12 protein-coding genes are annotated in these 14,236 nt (G+C 65.6%); 3 read left to right on the top strand and 9 right to left on the bottom strand.

Annotation, left to right across the window (positions count from 1 at the left end; genetic code table 11):
• Positions 1-10: 10 nt before the first annotated feature.
• The 8 genes from F3J44_RS00755 to F3J44_RS00720 form a co-directional block, all read right to left on the bottom strand.
• Complete coding sequence (locus tag F3J44_RS00755; RefSeq protein ID WP_167270001.1) at positions 11-2,110, bottom strand: acetate--CoA ligase family protein; 2,100 nt, start codon at positions 2,108-2,110, stop codon at positions 11-13.
• 18 nt (positions 2,111-2,128) lie between these two features.
• Positions 2,129-3,289, bottom strand: a complete 1,161-nt coding sequence (locus F3J44_RS00750) for an acyl-CoA dehydrogenase family protein (protein WP_167269999.1) — start codon at positions 3,287-3,289, stop codon at positions 2,129-2,131.
• Positions 3,290-3,325: 36 nt separating this feature from the next.
• Positions 3,326-4,117 (bottom strand): enoyl-CoA hydratase/isomerase family protein, encoded by a 792-nt coding sequence (locus F3J44_RS00745; protein WP_167269997.1) that lies wholly within the window; start codon positions 4,115-4,117, stop codon positions 3,326-3,328.
• Between the two features lie 270 nt (positions 4,118-4,387).
• Entirely contained in the window at positions 4,388-5,794 is a 1,407-nt protein-coding gene (locus F3J44_RS00740; protein ID WP_167269995.1) for an amino acid permease, read from the bottom strand.
• Positions 5,795-5,919: 125 nt separating this feature from the next.
• Complete coding sequence (locus F3J44_RS00735) at positions 5,920-8,172, bottom strand: ATP-binding protein (RefSeq protein ID WP_167269993.1); 2,253 nt, start codon at positions 8,170-8,172, stop codon at positions 5,920-5,922.
• Positions 8,169-8,933 carry a transporter substrate-binding domain-containing protein gene (locus F3J44_RS00730; protein ID WP_167269991.1) on the bottom strand — a complete coding sequence of 255 codons (765 nt, stop codon included), beginning with the start codon at positions 8,931-8,933 and terminating at the stop codon, positions 8,169-8,171. The genes F3J44_RS00735 and F3J44_RS00730 overlap by 4 nt, the downstream gene beginning before the upstream one ends.
• Positions 8,930-9,646 carry a response regulator gene (locus tag F3J44_RS00725; RefSeq protein WP_167269989.1) on the bottom strand — a complete coding sequence of 239 codons (717 nt, stop codon included), beginning with the start codon at positions 9,644-9,646 and terminating at the stop codon, positions 8,930-8,932. Before F3J44_RS00725 ends, F3J44_RS00730 begins: the two co-directional genes overlap by 4 nt.
• A 76-nt stretch (positions 9,647-9,722) precedes the next feature.
• Positions 9,723-10,370 carry a TetR family transcriptional regulator C-terminal domain-containing protein gene (locus F3J44_RS00720; protein ID WP_167062452.1) on the bottom strand — a complete coding sequence of 216 codons (648 nt, stop codon included), beginning with the start codon at positions 10,368-10,370 and terminating at the stop codon, positions 9,723-9,725.
• Positions 10,371-10,507: 137 nt separating this feature from the next.
• Between F3J44_RS00720 and F3J44_RS00715 the strand changes: the two genes are divergently transcribed.
• From F3J44_RS00715 to F3J44_RS00705, 3 genes are all read left to right on the top strand, one after another.
• Positions 10,508-11,254, top strand: a complete 747-nt coding sequence (locus F3J44_RS00715) for an enoyl-CoA hydratase-related protein (RefSeq protein ID WP_167269986.1) — start codon at positions 10,508-10,510, stop codon at positions 11,252-11,254.
• A gap of 590 nt (positions 11,255-11,844) precedes the next feature.
• The gene (locus F3J44_RS00710; RefSeq protein ID WP_205299608.1) at positions 11,845-12,312 is read left to right on the top strand and encodes a GyrI-like domain-containing protein; all 468 of its coding nucleotides are present in this window, start codon (positions 11,845-11,847) and stop codon (positions 12,310-12,312) included.
• A 171-nt stretch (positions 12,313-12,483) separates the two neighbouring features.
• Positions 12,484-13,236 carry an SDR family NAD(P)-dependent oxidoreductase gene (locus F3J44_RS00705; protein WP_167062461.1) on the top strand — a complete coding sequence of 251 codons (753 nt, stop codon included), beginning with the start codon at positions 12,484-12,486 and terminating at the stop codon, positions 13,234-13,236.
• Positions 13,237-13,284: 48 nt separating this feature from the next.
• Here F3J44_RS00705 and F3J44_RS00700 read toward each other — a convergent pair whose 3' ends face one another.
• Entirely contained in the window at positions 13,285-14,208 is a 924-nt protein-coding gene (locus tag F3J44_RS00700) for a DMT family transporter (RefSeq protein ID WP_167269982.1), read from the bottom strand.
• Positions 14,209-14,236 lie beyond the last annotated feature (28 nt).

Raw genomic sequence — 14,236 nt, 5'->3', positions numbered from 1 at the left:
GTTCATGTCCTTACGCCTGGCCCAGGCGAATCAAGGCATCGACGGCGGTGGTGCCGCTGGCACCGACCATCAGGGGGTTCACATCCAGCTCCAGCAATTGGCTGGCGTTTTCACAGGCATAGTCGGCCACGGCGCCGATGGCGGCGACCAAGGCGTCCAGGTCGGCCGCAGGCTTACCACGGTAGCCCTGCAGCAGCGCTGCACTGCGCAGGGACAGCACAGCCTTGCGGATCGCACCTTCGGTGGTGGGCAGCAGCAAACTGGTGCTGTCCTTGAGCAGTTCGACCAGGGTGCCACCTGCGCCAATCACCAGCGCCAGGGCAAAGTCCGGCTCGCGCTTGATACCCACGATCAACTCGGCCAATGGCGCGGCGGCCATGGGTTCGAGCAGCACCCGGTCGAATGCCAGGCCCGGTGCGTAGGCGGCAATGCGCGCCTGCATGTTCGCCAGGGTCTGGCTGAGCGCTGCCTCGTCGGCAAGGTTCAGGGCCACGGCGCCCGCTTCGGTCTTGTGCGGCAACTGCGCACTGATGGCCTTGAGCACCAGCGGGTAACCCACCTCGCGGGCAGCGGCCAATGCGCCCTGTGGGCTGCTGGCAACGCCCAGCGGCACCGGCAGGCCGAAACTGCGTAGGGCTTGCTTCGACGCCCATTCGTCCAGCACCTGGCTGGCACCTTGCAGTGCCGGTGGGCACAGCGGCACCAGCGCCGACTCGCCCAGCGCCAGCAAGGCCTGGCGGTTCCGGGCATAGCGCGCCACGCGCCCCCAGGCCGCCAGGCCATCCTCGACACCTTGCAGCGCCGGCACGCCGGCCGCATGCAAACGCTCGCGGGCGCTGGCTGGCAGCAGTTCAGGGAAGGCCGAGGTCACGAAGCCCACCTTGCCATGGCGGGCCAGCGCCGCGCAGAAAAGCTCTAGCAGCAGGTCGCACTCCTTGCGCTCGCCGGTGAACTCGGCGGGGTAGTCGAGCACCAGCATGGCGGCGTCGGCATCGCTGCGCAGGGCGCAGTCGAGCATGTGCTGCTTGGCCGGGCCATCACCCCAGATGGCCGTGGTGAAGTCCAGCGGGTTGACCAGGTTGGCGTAGGCCGGCAACACCTGGGCCAACGCGTCGACCTGGCTGGCGTCCAGGGCCGGCAAGCACAGCTGGTTGCTTTCGCTGTAATCGGCGATCAGCCCGGCATCGCCGCCCGAGCAGGCCAGCGCGATCAGGCTGTTGCCCTTGGGCAGATGGCCGCAGGCGGCGGCCTTGAGGGTTTCGACGAAGCTCACCGGGCCGCTGACGCGGATCACCCCCAGGCGCTGGAACAGGCTGTCGTACAGCGCATCGGAGCCAGACAGCGAGCTGGTGTGGCTCAGCGCAAGCTCCGCGCCAATCTGCGAAACGCCGGTTTTCAGGGCAACGATCGGGATGCCCTTCTCCAGCGCCTTGTGCGCCGCACGGGCGAACCCCGGCACATTCTTCAGGCCTTCCAGGTGCAGGCCGATGGCGGTGACGCGCGGCTCATCGAGCAGCACGTCCATCAACTCGGCGATACCCAGTTGCGCCTGGTTGCCGACCGAGGCCATGTAGGCCACCGGCAGCGAGCGGTCGCTCATCGACAGGTTGTAGGCGAAGTTGCCGCTCTGGGTCAGCACCGCCACGCCCCGCTCCACCGCCTTGCCACCATGGGCCACTGGCCACAGCGCGGCACTGTGCAGGTAGTCGAGCAGGCCGTAGCAGTTAGGCCCAAGCAGGGCCATGTCGCCAGCGGCCTGCAGCAGCTGGCGTTGCAGGGCCTGGCCCTCGGCGCCGCTTTCGGCGAACCCCGAGGCATAGCAGATCGCCCCGCCCGCCCCTTTGGCGGCGAGTTCGGCCACGCAGGCCAGGGTCAGTTCACGGTTGGTGGCGATGAACACGGCGTCTGGCGCGCACGGCAACTCGGCCACACTGCGCACGCAGGGCACGCCGTCGAGGCTGTCGTGCTGCGGGTTGACCAGCCACAGCGGGCCCTGGAAGCCACCCTCGGCGCAGCGCTTGAGCGCGCGGGCCATGCTGCGCCCGCCAACGAAGGCCAGGTGCCGGGGCGCCAGCAGGCGCTTGAGGTTGTCACGAATGGCGTGGGACATGGCGATTCTCCGGGGTGCTCAACGCAGCAGTGGCCGCAGCAATTCGCGGGCGATGATGTGCCGCTGGATTTCCGAGGTGCCTTCCCAGATCCGCTCGATGCGTGCATTGCGCCAAATTCGCTCGACCGGCCCCTCGTCCATCAGGCCCATGCCGCCGAAAATCTGCACCGCCTCGTCGGCCACCTTGCCCAGCACTTCGCTGGCAAACAGCTTGGCCATGCCGGCTTCGCCGTCGGTCATGCTGCCTTGGTCCATCTTCCAGGCGGTGTGCAGGGTCAGCAGCTCGGCGGCTTTGATCTGCGTGGCCATGTCGGCCAGCTTGAACGACACGCCTTGGTAGGTGCCAATGGGCTGGCCGAACTGCTTGCGGTCGGCCGCCCATTGCAGCGACACGTCCAGCGCGCGCTGGGCCTGGCCGACGCAGTTGGCGGCGACCATCACCCGGCCTGCAGTGAGCCAGGCGTTGGCCACTTCCCAGCCTTTGCCAACCTCGCCCAGCACCTTGCTGGCCGGCACCTTGCAGTCGTCGAAGAACAGCTCGTAAGTGTGGTAGCCACGATTGCTCACGCATTTGGGGCCGCGGCGGATGGTCATGCCCGGGGTGTTGCGGTCGACCAGCAGGGCGGTGACGGCGTTGCGCTTGCGGCCGTTGTGTTCATAGGTGTCGGTCACGGCGAACACAATCGCGAAGTCGGCGTGCCCGGCATGGCTGATGAAGTGCTTGCTGCCGTTGATCACGAAGTCGTCGCCTTCGCGTATTGCGCGGGTCTTGATCGAGTTGGCGTCGGAGCCTGCGCCCGGCTCGGTCAGGGCGAAACAGTCAGTTTTTTCACCGCGGATGCACGGCAGCAAGTAGTCCTCGACCTGCTGGCCTGTGCAAGCCATGAGGATTTTCGACGGCCGCGCCACGAACACATGCAACGCCCAGGACACCTTCGACAGCTCGCGTTCGATCAGCGCCTGGGACAGGTAATCGAGGCCGCCGCCGCCCACTTCCTCGGGCATGTTGAACGCATAGAAGCCAGCGGCGATGGCTTTGCCGCGGATCTGCGCGGCCAGCTGCGCTGGCACCTCGTCGGCACGGTCGACCGCTTCTTCATGGGGCAGCAACTCCTTGGCAACGAAGCTGCGTACGGCATCCACCAACATTTCTTGTTCTTGGGTCAGTTGGAAATTCATGGCCTGTTCCTGGGTAACCGGGGAATGAGGAAGTGCTTACTTGCCGGTGAAGCGTGGCGGGCGTTTTTCCGTGGCTGCGCGCAAGGCCTCGGCGCCGTCGGCGCTGCGCCCGCACAGCAACCCGGCGGCCAGTTCGGCGCTGAGCTGGTCGGCGAGGTTGCGCGAGGCGCCTTGGCGTATCAGGCGCTTGGTTTGCGCGAAGGCGAAGGTCGGGCCTTGGGCCAGGCGCGCTGCCAGTTCGGCGGTGGCGCCAGGCAACTGGTCATCGTCGACCAGCTCACCGACCAGGCCGGCCGCCAGGGCGCGCTCGGCGCTCCAGAGCTCGTCGAGGAACAACAGGCGCTTGGCTTGCTCGCTGCCTATCAGGCGCGGCAGGTGCCAGCTGGCACCGGCGTCCGGGGAGTAGGCCATGCTGGTGTAGCCGGCCTTGAAGCGTGCCGAGCGGGCGGCCAGGCGCAGGTCGCAGCACAGCGACAGGTCCATGCCGGCGCCCACGGCGGTGCCGTTGATGGCGGCGATGGTGGGTTTGTCGAGGCTGTGCAGGCAGTGCATCAGGGCATGGGCGGTTTCGGTCCAGCCGTAGCTTTCCAGGGCGCCGCGGGCTTCGGCCTCGGCCCATTCGGCGAGGTCGGCGCCGGCGCAGAAGCTGCGGCCAGTGCCGGTCAGCACCACCACACGCACGGCGGGGTCGGTGTTGTATGCCGCGAGGGTGGCATGCAGGGCCTTGAGGGTGGGAATGTCCAGCGCATTGCGCTGTTCGGGGCGGTTCAGGGTGAGCCAGGCGACACCGGCTTCAACCTGCGTGAGGAGGGACGACGGAGCAGTCATGACAGGCCTCGAATTATTGTGATTGGGGTGAGACGTGAGGCTCATGCTAAACGAGTGTTCAACAAGGAGGCAATTGGGGTAGGAGGCGGTGTTACAACTTCGAACAAGATCAAGCGCCGCCTGCGCGGCGGATCGCGACCTACGGTCGCTCCTACGTCTGTGTTGGGCCAAATATCGAAACGTAGGAGCGAGCGCAGCTCGCGATGCGCCGCGCGGGCGGCGCTCGATCTCCCAGGCGCTGCCAAAACACCGGCGAACCCTTGCCGCCCCTCAAGCCACCGACACTTCCACCCCCACCCCCTGGCGCTTGCGCTGCACCAGGAAATACGCCGCATAGCACACAGCAATAAACCCAAACCCCCAATACAACGAAGGCCGCTGCGTCTCATCCATCGCCAGGAACACGAACAGCGAGCTGCACAAGGTGATGCACAACAACGGCAACAGCGGATACAACGGTGCCCGGTACTTCAGCTCACTCAACTGCCCCCCTTCACGCAGGAACTGCCGGCGGAAGCGGTACTGGGCCAGGGCGATGACGATCCAGGTCACCGTGCCCGACATGCCGCTCACCGCCATCAGCACCATGAATAACGTGTCGGCGGCAATGAAGCTGGTCAACAGCGAAACCAGGGCAAAACACAAGGTGATGAACAGCGCCCGCAGCGGCACCCCACGGCTACTCAGGGGCGACAGGCTGCGCGGGGCCATGCCGGTCTTGGACATCGCCCAGAGAATCCGCGTAGAGGCATAAAGCCCAGAGTTGCCCACCGAAAGAATCGCCGTGAGGATCACGAAGTTCATCAGGTCTGCAGCAAAGGGAATGCCGACCATGTCGAACACCTGCACGAACGGGCTTTCCATCAACCCGGCCTGCTGCCACGGCACGATCGCCGAGAGCACCACGATCGCCAACACATAGAAAATCAGCACACGGAACACCACATTGCGCACGGCGCGGGGGATGCTTTTCTCCGGCTGGTCCGTCTCGCCCGCCGCCACGCCCATGATCTCGCAGCCTTGGAAGGCATAGACCACGGTCATCATCACCGCGAACACCGCAGGCAGGCCATTGGGGAACAGTGAATCACCGACCAGGTTGCTCATCAGCGGCGCTGGCGCCCCGCTGGTCAGCGGTATGGCGCCGAAGATCACCAGCACGCCGACGATGATGAAGCCGAGAATCGCCGCCACCTTGACGCCGGAAAACCAGTATTCCGCCTCGCCGAACGCCCGTGTCGCCAGGGCATTGATACCGAACAGCACGGCCACGAACAGCGCCGACCAGTACCAGATCGGCACCGCTGGGAACCAGCGCACCATCAGCATCCCTGCGGCCGTGAATTCCAGGCCTACGGTGGTGGCCCAGCTCATCCAGTACACCCAGCCGATCATGAAGCCCGTGGCCGGGCCGATGAACTTCGTCGCGTGGGCCTGGAAAGAGCCGGACACCGGCATTTGCACCGACAGCTCACCCAGGCAGACCATCACCAGGTACATCAGGAACCCGGCCACCAGGTAGGCGAGGATCGCGCCCACCGGCCCGCCCTGGTTGATGGTCACGCCCGAGCCCATGAACAACCCGGTGCCGATCACGCCCCCGAGCGAGAGCATGAAAATGTGCCGGCTCTTCAACGCCCGCGTGAGGTGAATACCTTCAGCTTTACGGCCTTTCATTATTGTTATCTCCAATAAGCCTCGTGAACCGCGTGGGTGGCGGTTGCCTGGATTATTGGAAAGCGATGTAAGGCCCGGTTGAACGTAAGGATCGAAGATGTAAAAAGTCGTAAGGTTTTTGTCGCTCAGCCGGCCAGCAAGGCAGCCAGGCTGGCGTCGGCGCGCTGCAGTTGCTCGCGCAGCACCGGGCCCAGGGCTTGGACCCCGGGTTTGTCGCAGGCCAAGGCCTGCGCCTCAAGCCCACGCAAGGTTGCCGCCAGGCCGCACAGTCCCATGGAGTCGCTGCTTCCGGCCAGGCGATGGGCCAGGTGCGTGACTTCCGTGCAGTCGCCGGCTTCCAGTGCCTCCAGCAAGGGCTGGCGCTGTTGCGCCAGGCCGTCACGCAGGCTGCCCAGCAGGCCGTGCAGCTTTTGCTCGCCCAACAGCGTGCGGTGGGTGTCCAGCAGCGCCTGGTCGAGCCAGGCAGCAGTGGCCGGCGCACACGCGGGCCACTGCCCTGCCAGGGCCTGGCGTAAGCTGGCCAGTTTCAGAGGCTTGCCCAGCACCCCTTGCATGCCGGCATCCAGGTAGCTGCGCACCACCCCAGGCTGCACACTGGCCGTCAGGGCCAGGATGCGCGTGTGGCGGTTGGCTGTGCTACCCGCGCGCAATTGCCGGCACAGCTCCACGCCACTGATACCCGGCAGGTGCACGTCGAGCAGAATCAGGTCGAAGCGCCGCTGGGCACACAGCTGCAAACCCTGTTCGGCATCGTCGGCCAGTTGCACCCTGTGCCCGTCGCGCTCCAGCAACCCGCTGGCCACCTCGCGGTTCAGGGCCACGTCTTCCACCACCAGGATGTCCAGCGGCGTGCTGCCGGCAATCGCCATCGCTTGCACTGGCGCTGGCTGCACGCTTGCAAGTTCCAGCTCCAGCCAGAAGCAGCTGCCCTCGCCCTCCCGGCTGTGCACGCCAATCTGCCCGCCCATCTGTTCAACCAAGTGCTTGCTGATCGCAAGCCCCAGGCCCGTGCCGCCATAGCGCCGCGCCACCGCCTCGCTGGCCTGGACGAAGCGCCCGAAAATCTTCGGCAACATGGCCGGGCAAATGCCGATGCCGTCGTCGGTAACGCTTAGGCGCAGGCGCTGGCGCCCGGCCAACGCCTGCAGCACCTGCACCTCGACCCGAATTTCGCCGCCCTCGGTAAACTTGATGGCATTGGCCAGCAAGTTGCTCAGCACCTGGCGCAGATACTGCTCGGCGCCATGCTGATGCGCAGCCAGTTGCGGGTCGATACGCCACAGCAACACGTTGTCGTTGGCCAGTGCACGGGGCTCAAGCAGCGTAACCACCTCGTCGCACAGCTGACGCAGGGAAAAATCCACGGCCTCAGGGTGGCTTTCACCTTCTTCCAGGCGGGCGAAGTACAACACCTCGTTGAGAATGCCCAACAGCCCCTCGCCGGCCTTGTACAGGGCCTCCAGGCGTTGCCGGTTCTGCCCGTCGAGCCCGGCGCCACGCAGCAGTTCGGCCATGCCCAGGATGCCGTTGAGCGGCGTTCGCAGCTCGTGGCTCATGGTGGCCAGAAAGCGCGACTTGGCCAGGTTGGCGGCCTCTGCCTCGTTCTTGGCGTGCATCAGGCTGGCGGTGCGCCGCTCCACCCGCTTCTGCAGCTCATCGCGTTTACCCTGCAGGGCCCGGCGGTCGTTTTCACGGCGCTCGCTGTCGGTGAGAATGGCCCGGCGCATGTCATCCAGCGCCAGCGCCACGCTGTCGATTTCATCCGTGTGCGGCGAACGGCGCTTGTTCAGGCGCAGCGGCTCGTGCCACTGCCCGGCACCGATACGCCGGGCGAATTCGGCCATCACCTGCAGGTGCCGCGTCACCAGGCGGTAGAACAACCCCGACAGCGCCAGCGCCAGGCCACAGAGGAACACGCCCATCCACAGCAGGCTGGCAAGCCCGGTGGCGACCAGCCGCCGGTGTACCGCGCCGAGGTCGGTGCTCACCTCCAGCTCGCCCAACTGCCGCAGCGGCCCGGACGGTGGCTGGTAATCCAGGGCAAAGCGCTCGACCCGTAACGGCCCCGTTGCCGTCGGGTCGCCCTGCTGCAAGGTGAAGTCGGGGCTGCTCAGGCGCACCAAGGCCACATCGGAAAAATCCACCAGGCCGCGCAACTGCACGTTCAGTTGCTCCTGGTTCAGGTCCCACAGGCTGCGCTCCAGGCTGGCCAGGTAGCCGGCGCGGATCAGCGCCATGCGCGTATCGATCTCGCGCATTTCCCGGCGGTATTCGAAGTACAGCTGCACGCTGCTGGCCAGCACCGTGAAGCACAGGCTGAACAGCAGGATGAACAGCAGCAGCCGGCGCAGCAGGCCACCGGGTTGCAGGCGGCTCATGGCTGGCGAACCATGTCGCGGTAGGTAACCTCGCTTTCCTGCAGCCAGCGCTCCAATTCGCCTGCGTCAGCCATCTGCTGCAACTGCGCGTCGATCTCGGCCATGTGCGTGCTCAACGGTGAGCGGCGCGACACAGCCACGCGCAGGTAGTCGACGCTCAGCGCCGGTGGCAGCGCAACGATGTCGCCAGCGCCAGGCAGGTGCTCGACGAACAGCTGGCCGGTGCGCCGCTCTTGAATCACGAAGTCAATGCGCCCGCGAATCAGCTTGCCAAAGTTCTGCCCGCTGCTGGAAACCCATTCAATGTTCTGGTGCTGGGCCACGAATTGGTCGAACGCCGGCCCATAGCTTTCGCCGAACAGCAGCCCGCCACGGTAGCGCGCCAGGTCCTCCAGCCGGTTGAAGGCCAATGGGTGCTGGCGGTTGGCGAACACCGCCACCTCCTCGCGCAGCACCGGCACCTTGGAAAAACGCAGGGTCTGCTCACGCTGCGCCGAGGTGTACGCCAGCACCACGTCCACCCGCCCCTCGGCGGCATCGAGCAGGCAGCGCTGCCAGTTGCCCAGTACCACCATCTCGACACGGTAGCCCAGCCGCCCGAACAACTCGCGCACCACCGTGGGTGCCAGCCCGCGGGGCTGCTTGCCGTCACTCCAGGACACCGGCGGGTACACCGGGTAGTCGCAATAGCGCACGCTGGTGGCCGCCTGCAGCGCAGTGCTGGCCAGCAGCGCCAGCAGGCCCAGCACGCTGCGTCTCACGCCGCCACGCTGGCGGTGAACAGGTAGCCGGCACCGTGGATGGTGATGATCAGTTCCGGTTCGGCCGGGTCGTCATGCAGCTTGCGCCGCAGGCGGCCGACCAGCACATCGATGGAGCGGTCGTTGGGCACCCATTCGCGGTTGCGAATCTGGTCCATCAGCTGGTCACGGCTGAGGGTGTGGCCGCTGTTGCGCAGGAACACGCTGAGCAGTTGGAATTCACCCTGGGTCAACAGGGTTTCGCCGCCTTTCGGGTCAACCAGGCGGCGGCGATCGCAGTCCAGCGCCCACGCGCCGAACTGCTTGAGGGCCAGGTTGGCCGGGGCGCTCGGGCGGGCGACCTGGGCGTGGCGCACGCGGCGGATCAGGTTCTTCGCGCGGGACACGAGTTCGCGGGGGTTCAGCGGTTTGCTCACGTAGTCGTCGGCGCCGCATTCCAGGCCGACGATACGGTCGATTTCGTCATTGCGGCCGGTGATCAGGATGATCCCCACTTCCGAGCGCACCCGCAGCTCGCGGGTCAGGGTCAGGCCGTCCTTGCCGGGCAGGCGGATATCCAGCATCAGCAGGTCCACCGGCTGCTCGGCCAGCAGCGCTTCGGCCTGCTCGGCAGTGGCGGCGCAGTGCACGGTGTAGCCTTCCTGGGACAGGTAGGCCTGGAGCAAATCACGAATCAGCGGATCGTCGTCGACGATCAGTACCTGAGAGGTCATCGCGCAGTGTCCTGAGGCGCCCGAGGGCATTGTTCTTATTAGACTGGGCCAAGACTAACGATTGCTGAACGGTCGATCAACAGCCCTCATCGGGCAGGGTGAAGCGTTGCCGACCACCGGCTTGCAGGCCATCGACCCAGGCTTCGCAAATCTGTACGCCCTGGGCCGGGGTGAAGGTGCCAGGGTTCAGGCCGGACTCCAGCCATAGCCCGTCGAGCAAGGCGCTGAGGCTGATGGCGGCAAGGTCGGCGTCGAACTGCTTCCAGCCCTGCTCGCGGGCAAGCTCGGCAAGCAGGGTACGCAGCTCGCGGCGGTACTCGCCGTAGGAATGGTCATGGACCTGGTTGATCGCCTCGGCGGTTTTCACCGCCCCCCAGAATGCCAGCCAGGCGTCCAGCAGCTGTGGGTCGAGCAATTCTGCGCTGAACGAGCCGCGAAAGAATGCCGACAAGCGCTCGCGGGCATTGGGCGCGGCCTGGGCCATGGCCTCGCGCAGCAGTTGCATGACCCTGCCGGTGACGGCCATGTAGGCGTCGGCCACCAGTTCGTCCTTGCCGGCGTAGTGATGGCTGATCAGGCCCACCGAAACGCCGGCCTCGGCGCAGATCTTGCGAATCGAGGCACCTTGGAAGCCATGGCGCTTGAGGCATACCAGAGTGGCCTCGACCAGGTTGGCCTTGCGCAGTTCGGGCAGCATGCGGCTGAAGCGGGCTTCATGGGGCATGGGCATTTCTCACAGGCGGCACAGTTGAACGACTGTATAGCAAGTCGCCTGGAAAGCGATACCCTGTTTATACTCCGGGGCGCTGATACACCCCGCCCGCACCCACGCCCACGATAAAAACAACAGAGGCTAGCGCCATGACCGACCTGATCCAGCACACCCTCGACGAAGGCCTGCTGACCGTGCGCCTGAACCGCCCCGACAAACTCAATGCGCTGACCAACGCCATGTATGCGCGCCTTGCGCAGCTGTTCGAAATGGCCGAGCAGGACCCGCAGGTGGCGGTGATCGTGCTGACCGGCAGCGCCAGTTGCTTCACCGCGGGCAACGACTTGCCAGATTTTCTGGAACGGCCCCCGACCGACTTGCAAAGCCCGGTATTTCGCATGATGCGGGCGGTGATGGCGCTGGAGAAACCGTTGATTGCCGCAGTGGCCGGCCCCGCCATCGGCATTGGTACCACGTTGTTGCTGCATTGCGACCAGGTGCTGGTGAGCCGCGATGCCAAGTTGCGCACGCCGTTCGTGGCGCTGGGTGTGTGCCCGGAGTTTGGCGCAAGCCTGTTGCTGCCGCAGTTGCTGGGCCATGCACGGGCCGCGCAGCTGTTGCTGTGCAGTCAGGCGCTCAGCGGCGAGCAGGCCGTGCAATGGGGGCTGGCCACCGAATTGTGCGAGGACGGTGCGCAGTGCCAGGCCGCCGCCATCACGCTCGCCCGGCGCCTTCAGCGGCTGCCGGCCGAGGCGCTGCGCGTGAGCAAGCGGTTGCTCAAGGCCCCGCAACGCGAGGCGCTGGCGGCCACGGTGAGCACCGAAGGCCTGCTGTTCATCGAACGGCTGAACAGCGCCGAGGCGAAGGCGGCGTTGGCAAGCGCGATGCGCCGGTAGGCGGGCCGCACGCCCCTGAGCGAGCGCAGCTCGCGATGCCGCGCGCAGCGGCCCCAGGGTTTCAGCTTCGCGGTTCTGAACGCCGGGGCTGCGTTGCAGCCCTTCGCGAGCTGCGCTCGCTCCTACCGGGGCGCCGGCCTGCAGATCGGTATCTGAGCAGCAGACCAAGGCTGCGCCGGTGCTTGCAGATCGCATTTTCAAGCACAGACGATGAACCTGGTAGGAGCGAACGCAGCTCGCGAAGGGCTGCAAAGCAGCCCCGGCATCATGTGCCACGAAGCTGTAACCCTGGGGCCGCTGCGCGCCCCATCGCGAGCTGCGCTCGCTCCTACCGGGGCGGCGTCGCCTGCAGATGGGTGCCTGAGCAGCAGACCAAGGCTGTGCCGGTGCTTGCAGATCGCATTTTCAAGCACAGACGATGAACCTGGTAGGAGCGAGCGCAGCTCGCGAAGGGCTGCAAAGCAGCCCCAACATCATGTGCCACGAAGCTGCAACGCTGGGGCCGCTGCGCGCCCCATCGCGAGCTGCGGGGTATTGCGGTGCATGGTCGTCGCGTTATCCTTGCCATTCACCTTTCACGGAGCATGGCCATGCACATCCGGATCGTCGACTTCAGTGAAACCCGGGTGGCCGCACTCGAACACCGCGGGCCGCCCAGCCAGTTGGGGGAAAGTGTCGCGCGGTTTCGCCAATGGCGCATGGACAGCGGCCAATCGCCGGTGGCCAGCAGCCGCACGTTCGGCATTCCCTTCGGCAACCCCGACACCACCCCAGCACACGCATTCCGTTTCGCCGTGTGCGGTGAGATCGACGAACCCGTGCGCGAAAATGCAGCCGGCGTGCACGAGCGGGTCATCCCCGCTGGGCGTTGCGCCGTGATTCGTCATAGTGGTTCAACTGACCACATTGGCCAAAGCCTCTACCCGCTACTGCACGACTGGCTGCCCGCCAGCGGTGAAACACTGGGCGATCACCCCGTGTTCTTCCACTACCTGAGCGTGTACCCGCAAACGCCGCTGGATCAATGGCAGACCGATATCTACGTTCCCCTCAAGTAGCCACGAACGAACCTTCTGCAGCCAGGTTGGCGAACATGGCCAAGCCTTCAGAATGGCGAAGCTAATCATTTCATTTTTGCAACGATGAGTTTCCGACAGTTCTATTTTGAAAAACAAAGTTCATCGATAAGCTTCTCCCATCACAGCAAACAACCCCCTTGGAGAAACATCATGAACGGCAAACTTGAAGGCAAAATCGCAATCGTCACCGGCGGCACCAGCGGCATCGGCCTGGCCACTGCCAAGCTCTTCGCAAGTGAAGGTGCCACCCTGTACATCACCGGCCGCCGCCAGGCCGAACTGGACGCCGCCGTCGCGCAAATCGGCAATGCCATCGGCGTGCAGGTCGACTCCTCGAAGCTGGAACAACTCAACGCATTCTATGACCGCGTCAAGGCTGAACAGGGGCGTATCGACGTGCTGTTCGCCAACGCAGGTGGCGGTTCGATGCTGCCGCTGGGCGAGATCACCGAAGCGCACTACTACGACACCTTCGACCGTAACGTCAAAGGCACGCTGTTCACCGTGCAACAGGCCCTGCCGCTGCTGGCGCCCAATGCATCGGTAATTCTCACCGGCTCCACCGCCGCCAGCTCCGGCACGGCAGCCTTCAGCGTATACGCCGCCTCCAAGGCCGCCGTGCGGGCCTTCGCCCGGAACTGGATTCTCGACCTGAAAGACCGCAACGTGCGGGTCAACACCATCAGCCCCGGCGCTACCCGCACCCCGGGCCTGGTCGACCTGGCCGGCCCAGATGCGGCGCAGCAGCAAGGCCTGCTCGACTACCTGGCTGCACAGATTCCCCTGGGCCGTGTGGGTGAGCCGGAAGAGATCGCCAAGGCCGCCTTGTTCCTGGCCTCCAGCGATGCCAGCTTCGTCAACGGCACTGAACTGTTCGTCGACGGTGGCCAGGCGCAAATCTGAACCCAACCCGCACATGGCGCGCCCTTCGAGGCGCGCTTTGCGCTTGGCTCAGGAATCGGCCAGAGGTTGCCCAGCCACGCGCCGTCCACCCTTGAGGTTCACCATCACCAGGCCGGCCAGCGACAGCGCCGCACCCAGGATGAAGCTTTGGCTGATCGACTCACCCAGCACGGCTACGCCCATCAACACGCCGAACACCGGCGTCATGAACGCCATGACGCCCAGGCGCGCGGCCAAGTAACGCCTAAGCAGCCAGAACCAGATGAGGTAACTGGCAAACGACACGACCAACGTCTGGAAAACCAGGCTGGCAGTGGCCGTCGCCGTGAAGGATGCGCGGGTCTGGCCGGTTGCCAAGGCCACCACCAGCAACAGCACACAGCCACCGGCAAGCTGGTAGAACAGCGTTTGCGTGGCCGGCGCTTCGCTCAACCGGCTGGTCCGCACGGCAACCGTGGTCAGGCCCCAGGCGGCACCTGCACACAAGCCCAGCGCATCGCCCCACAGCCCGGTTGCCCCATAGCCCGGCGAGGACGGCCCCCAGAACGCCACGGCAATGCCGGCAAACGCAAGCCCGACGCCGAACCACTGGCGCGCCTGCAAACGCTCTTCGGGCAACCTGACGTGCAGGCCGATGGCGGCGAACAGGGGCGCGGTATAGAGGAACACGGCCATGTGCGACGCACTCGTCCAGTGCAAGCCTTGGGCGATGAACAGGAACTCCGCGCCAAACAAGCAGCCAACCACCAGCCCCGAGCGGCACCACAGTCCGTCGATCCAAGGCGTGCGGCTGCCCCACCTACCCAACAGCCACACCAGCAGCGCCGCAACCCCTGAGCGCAGCGCGACCTGCACCGTCAGTGGAACATCTTCGGCCACCGCTTTCATCGCAACCTGCTGGGCGCCCCAGGTCAGGCACAGCGCGACCATGATCGCCACAGCCAGGCCGTCCACCGGTTTTCTTGCTTGCATGAGATACCTGCCTCAGGGCGCCCGCGAC

It is taken from the genome of Pantoea sp. Tr-811, assembly GCF_011752535.1.
Classification (GTDB): Bacteria; Pseudomonadota; Gammaproteobacteria; order Pseudomonadales; family Pseudomonadaceae; genus Aquipseudomonas.
The sequence above is the reverse complement of the archived record's forward strand: the minus strand, read 5'-3'. Positions and strand labels throughout refer to the sequence as shown.

Coding starts and splice junctions, on each gene's coding strand:
- F3J44_RS00715 (WP_167269986.1), top strand. CDS start 10,508: ATGACCGACCTGATCCAGCACACCCTCGACGAAGGCCTGCTGACCGTG.
- F3J44_RS00755 (WP_167270001.1), bottom strand. CDS start 2,110: ATGTCCCACGCCATTCGTGACAACCTCAAGCGCCTGCTGGCGCCCCGG.
- F3J44_RS00750 (WP_167269999.1), bottom strand. CDS start 3,289: ATGAATTTCCAACTGACCCAAGAACAAGAAATGTTGGTGGATGCCGTA.
- F3J44_RS00705 (WP_167062461.1), top strand. CDS start 12,484: ATGAACGGCAAACTTGAAGGCAAAATCGCAATCGTCACCGGCGGCACC.
- F3J44_RS00735 (WP_167269993.1), bottom strand. CDS start 8,172: ATGAGCCGCCTGCAACCCGGTGGCCTGCTGCGCCGGCTGCTGCTGTTC.
- F3J44_RS00700 (WP_167269982.1), bottom strand. CDS start 14,208: ATGCAAGCAAGAAAACCGGTGGACGGCCTGGCTGTGGCGATCATGGTC.
- F3J44_RS00740 (WP_167269995.1), bottom strand. CDS start 5,794: ATGAAAGGCCGTAAAGCTGAAGGTATTCACCTCACGCGGGCGTTGAAG.
- F3J44_RS00745 (WP_167269997.1), bottom strand. CDS start 4,117: ATGACTGCTCCGTCGTCCCTCCTCACGCAGGTTGAAGCCGGTGTCGCC.
- F3J44_RS00720 (WP_167062452.1), bottom strand. CDS start 10,370: ATGCCCCATGAAGCCCGCTTCAGCCGCATGCTGCCCGAACTGCGCAAG.
- F3J44_RS00710 (WP_205299608.1), top strand. CDS start 11,845: ATGCACATCCGGATCGTCGACTTCAGTGAAACCCGGGTGGCCGCACTC.
- F3J44_RS00725 (WP_167269989.1), bottom strand. CDS start 9,646: ATGACCTCTCAGGTACTGATCGTCGACGACGATCCGCTGATTCGTGAT.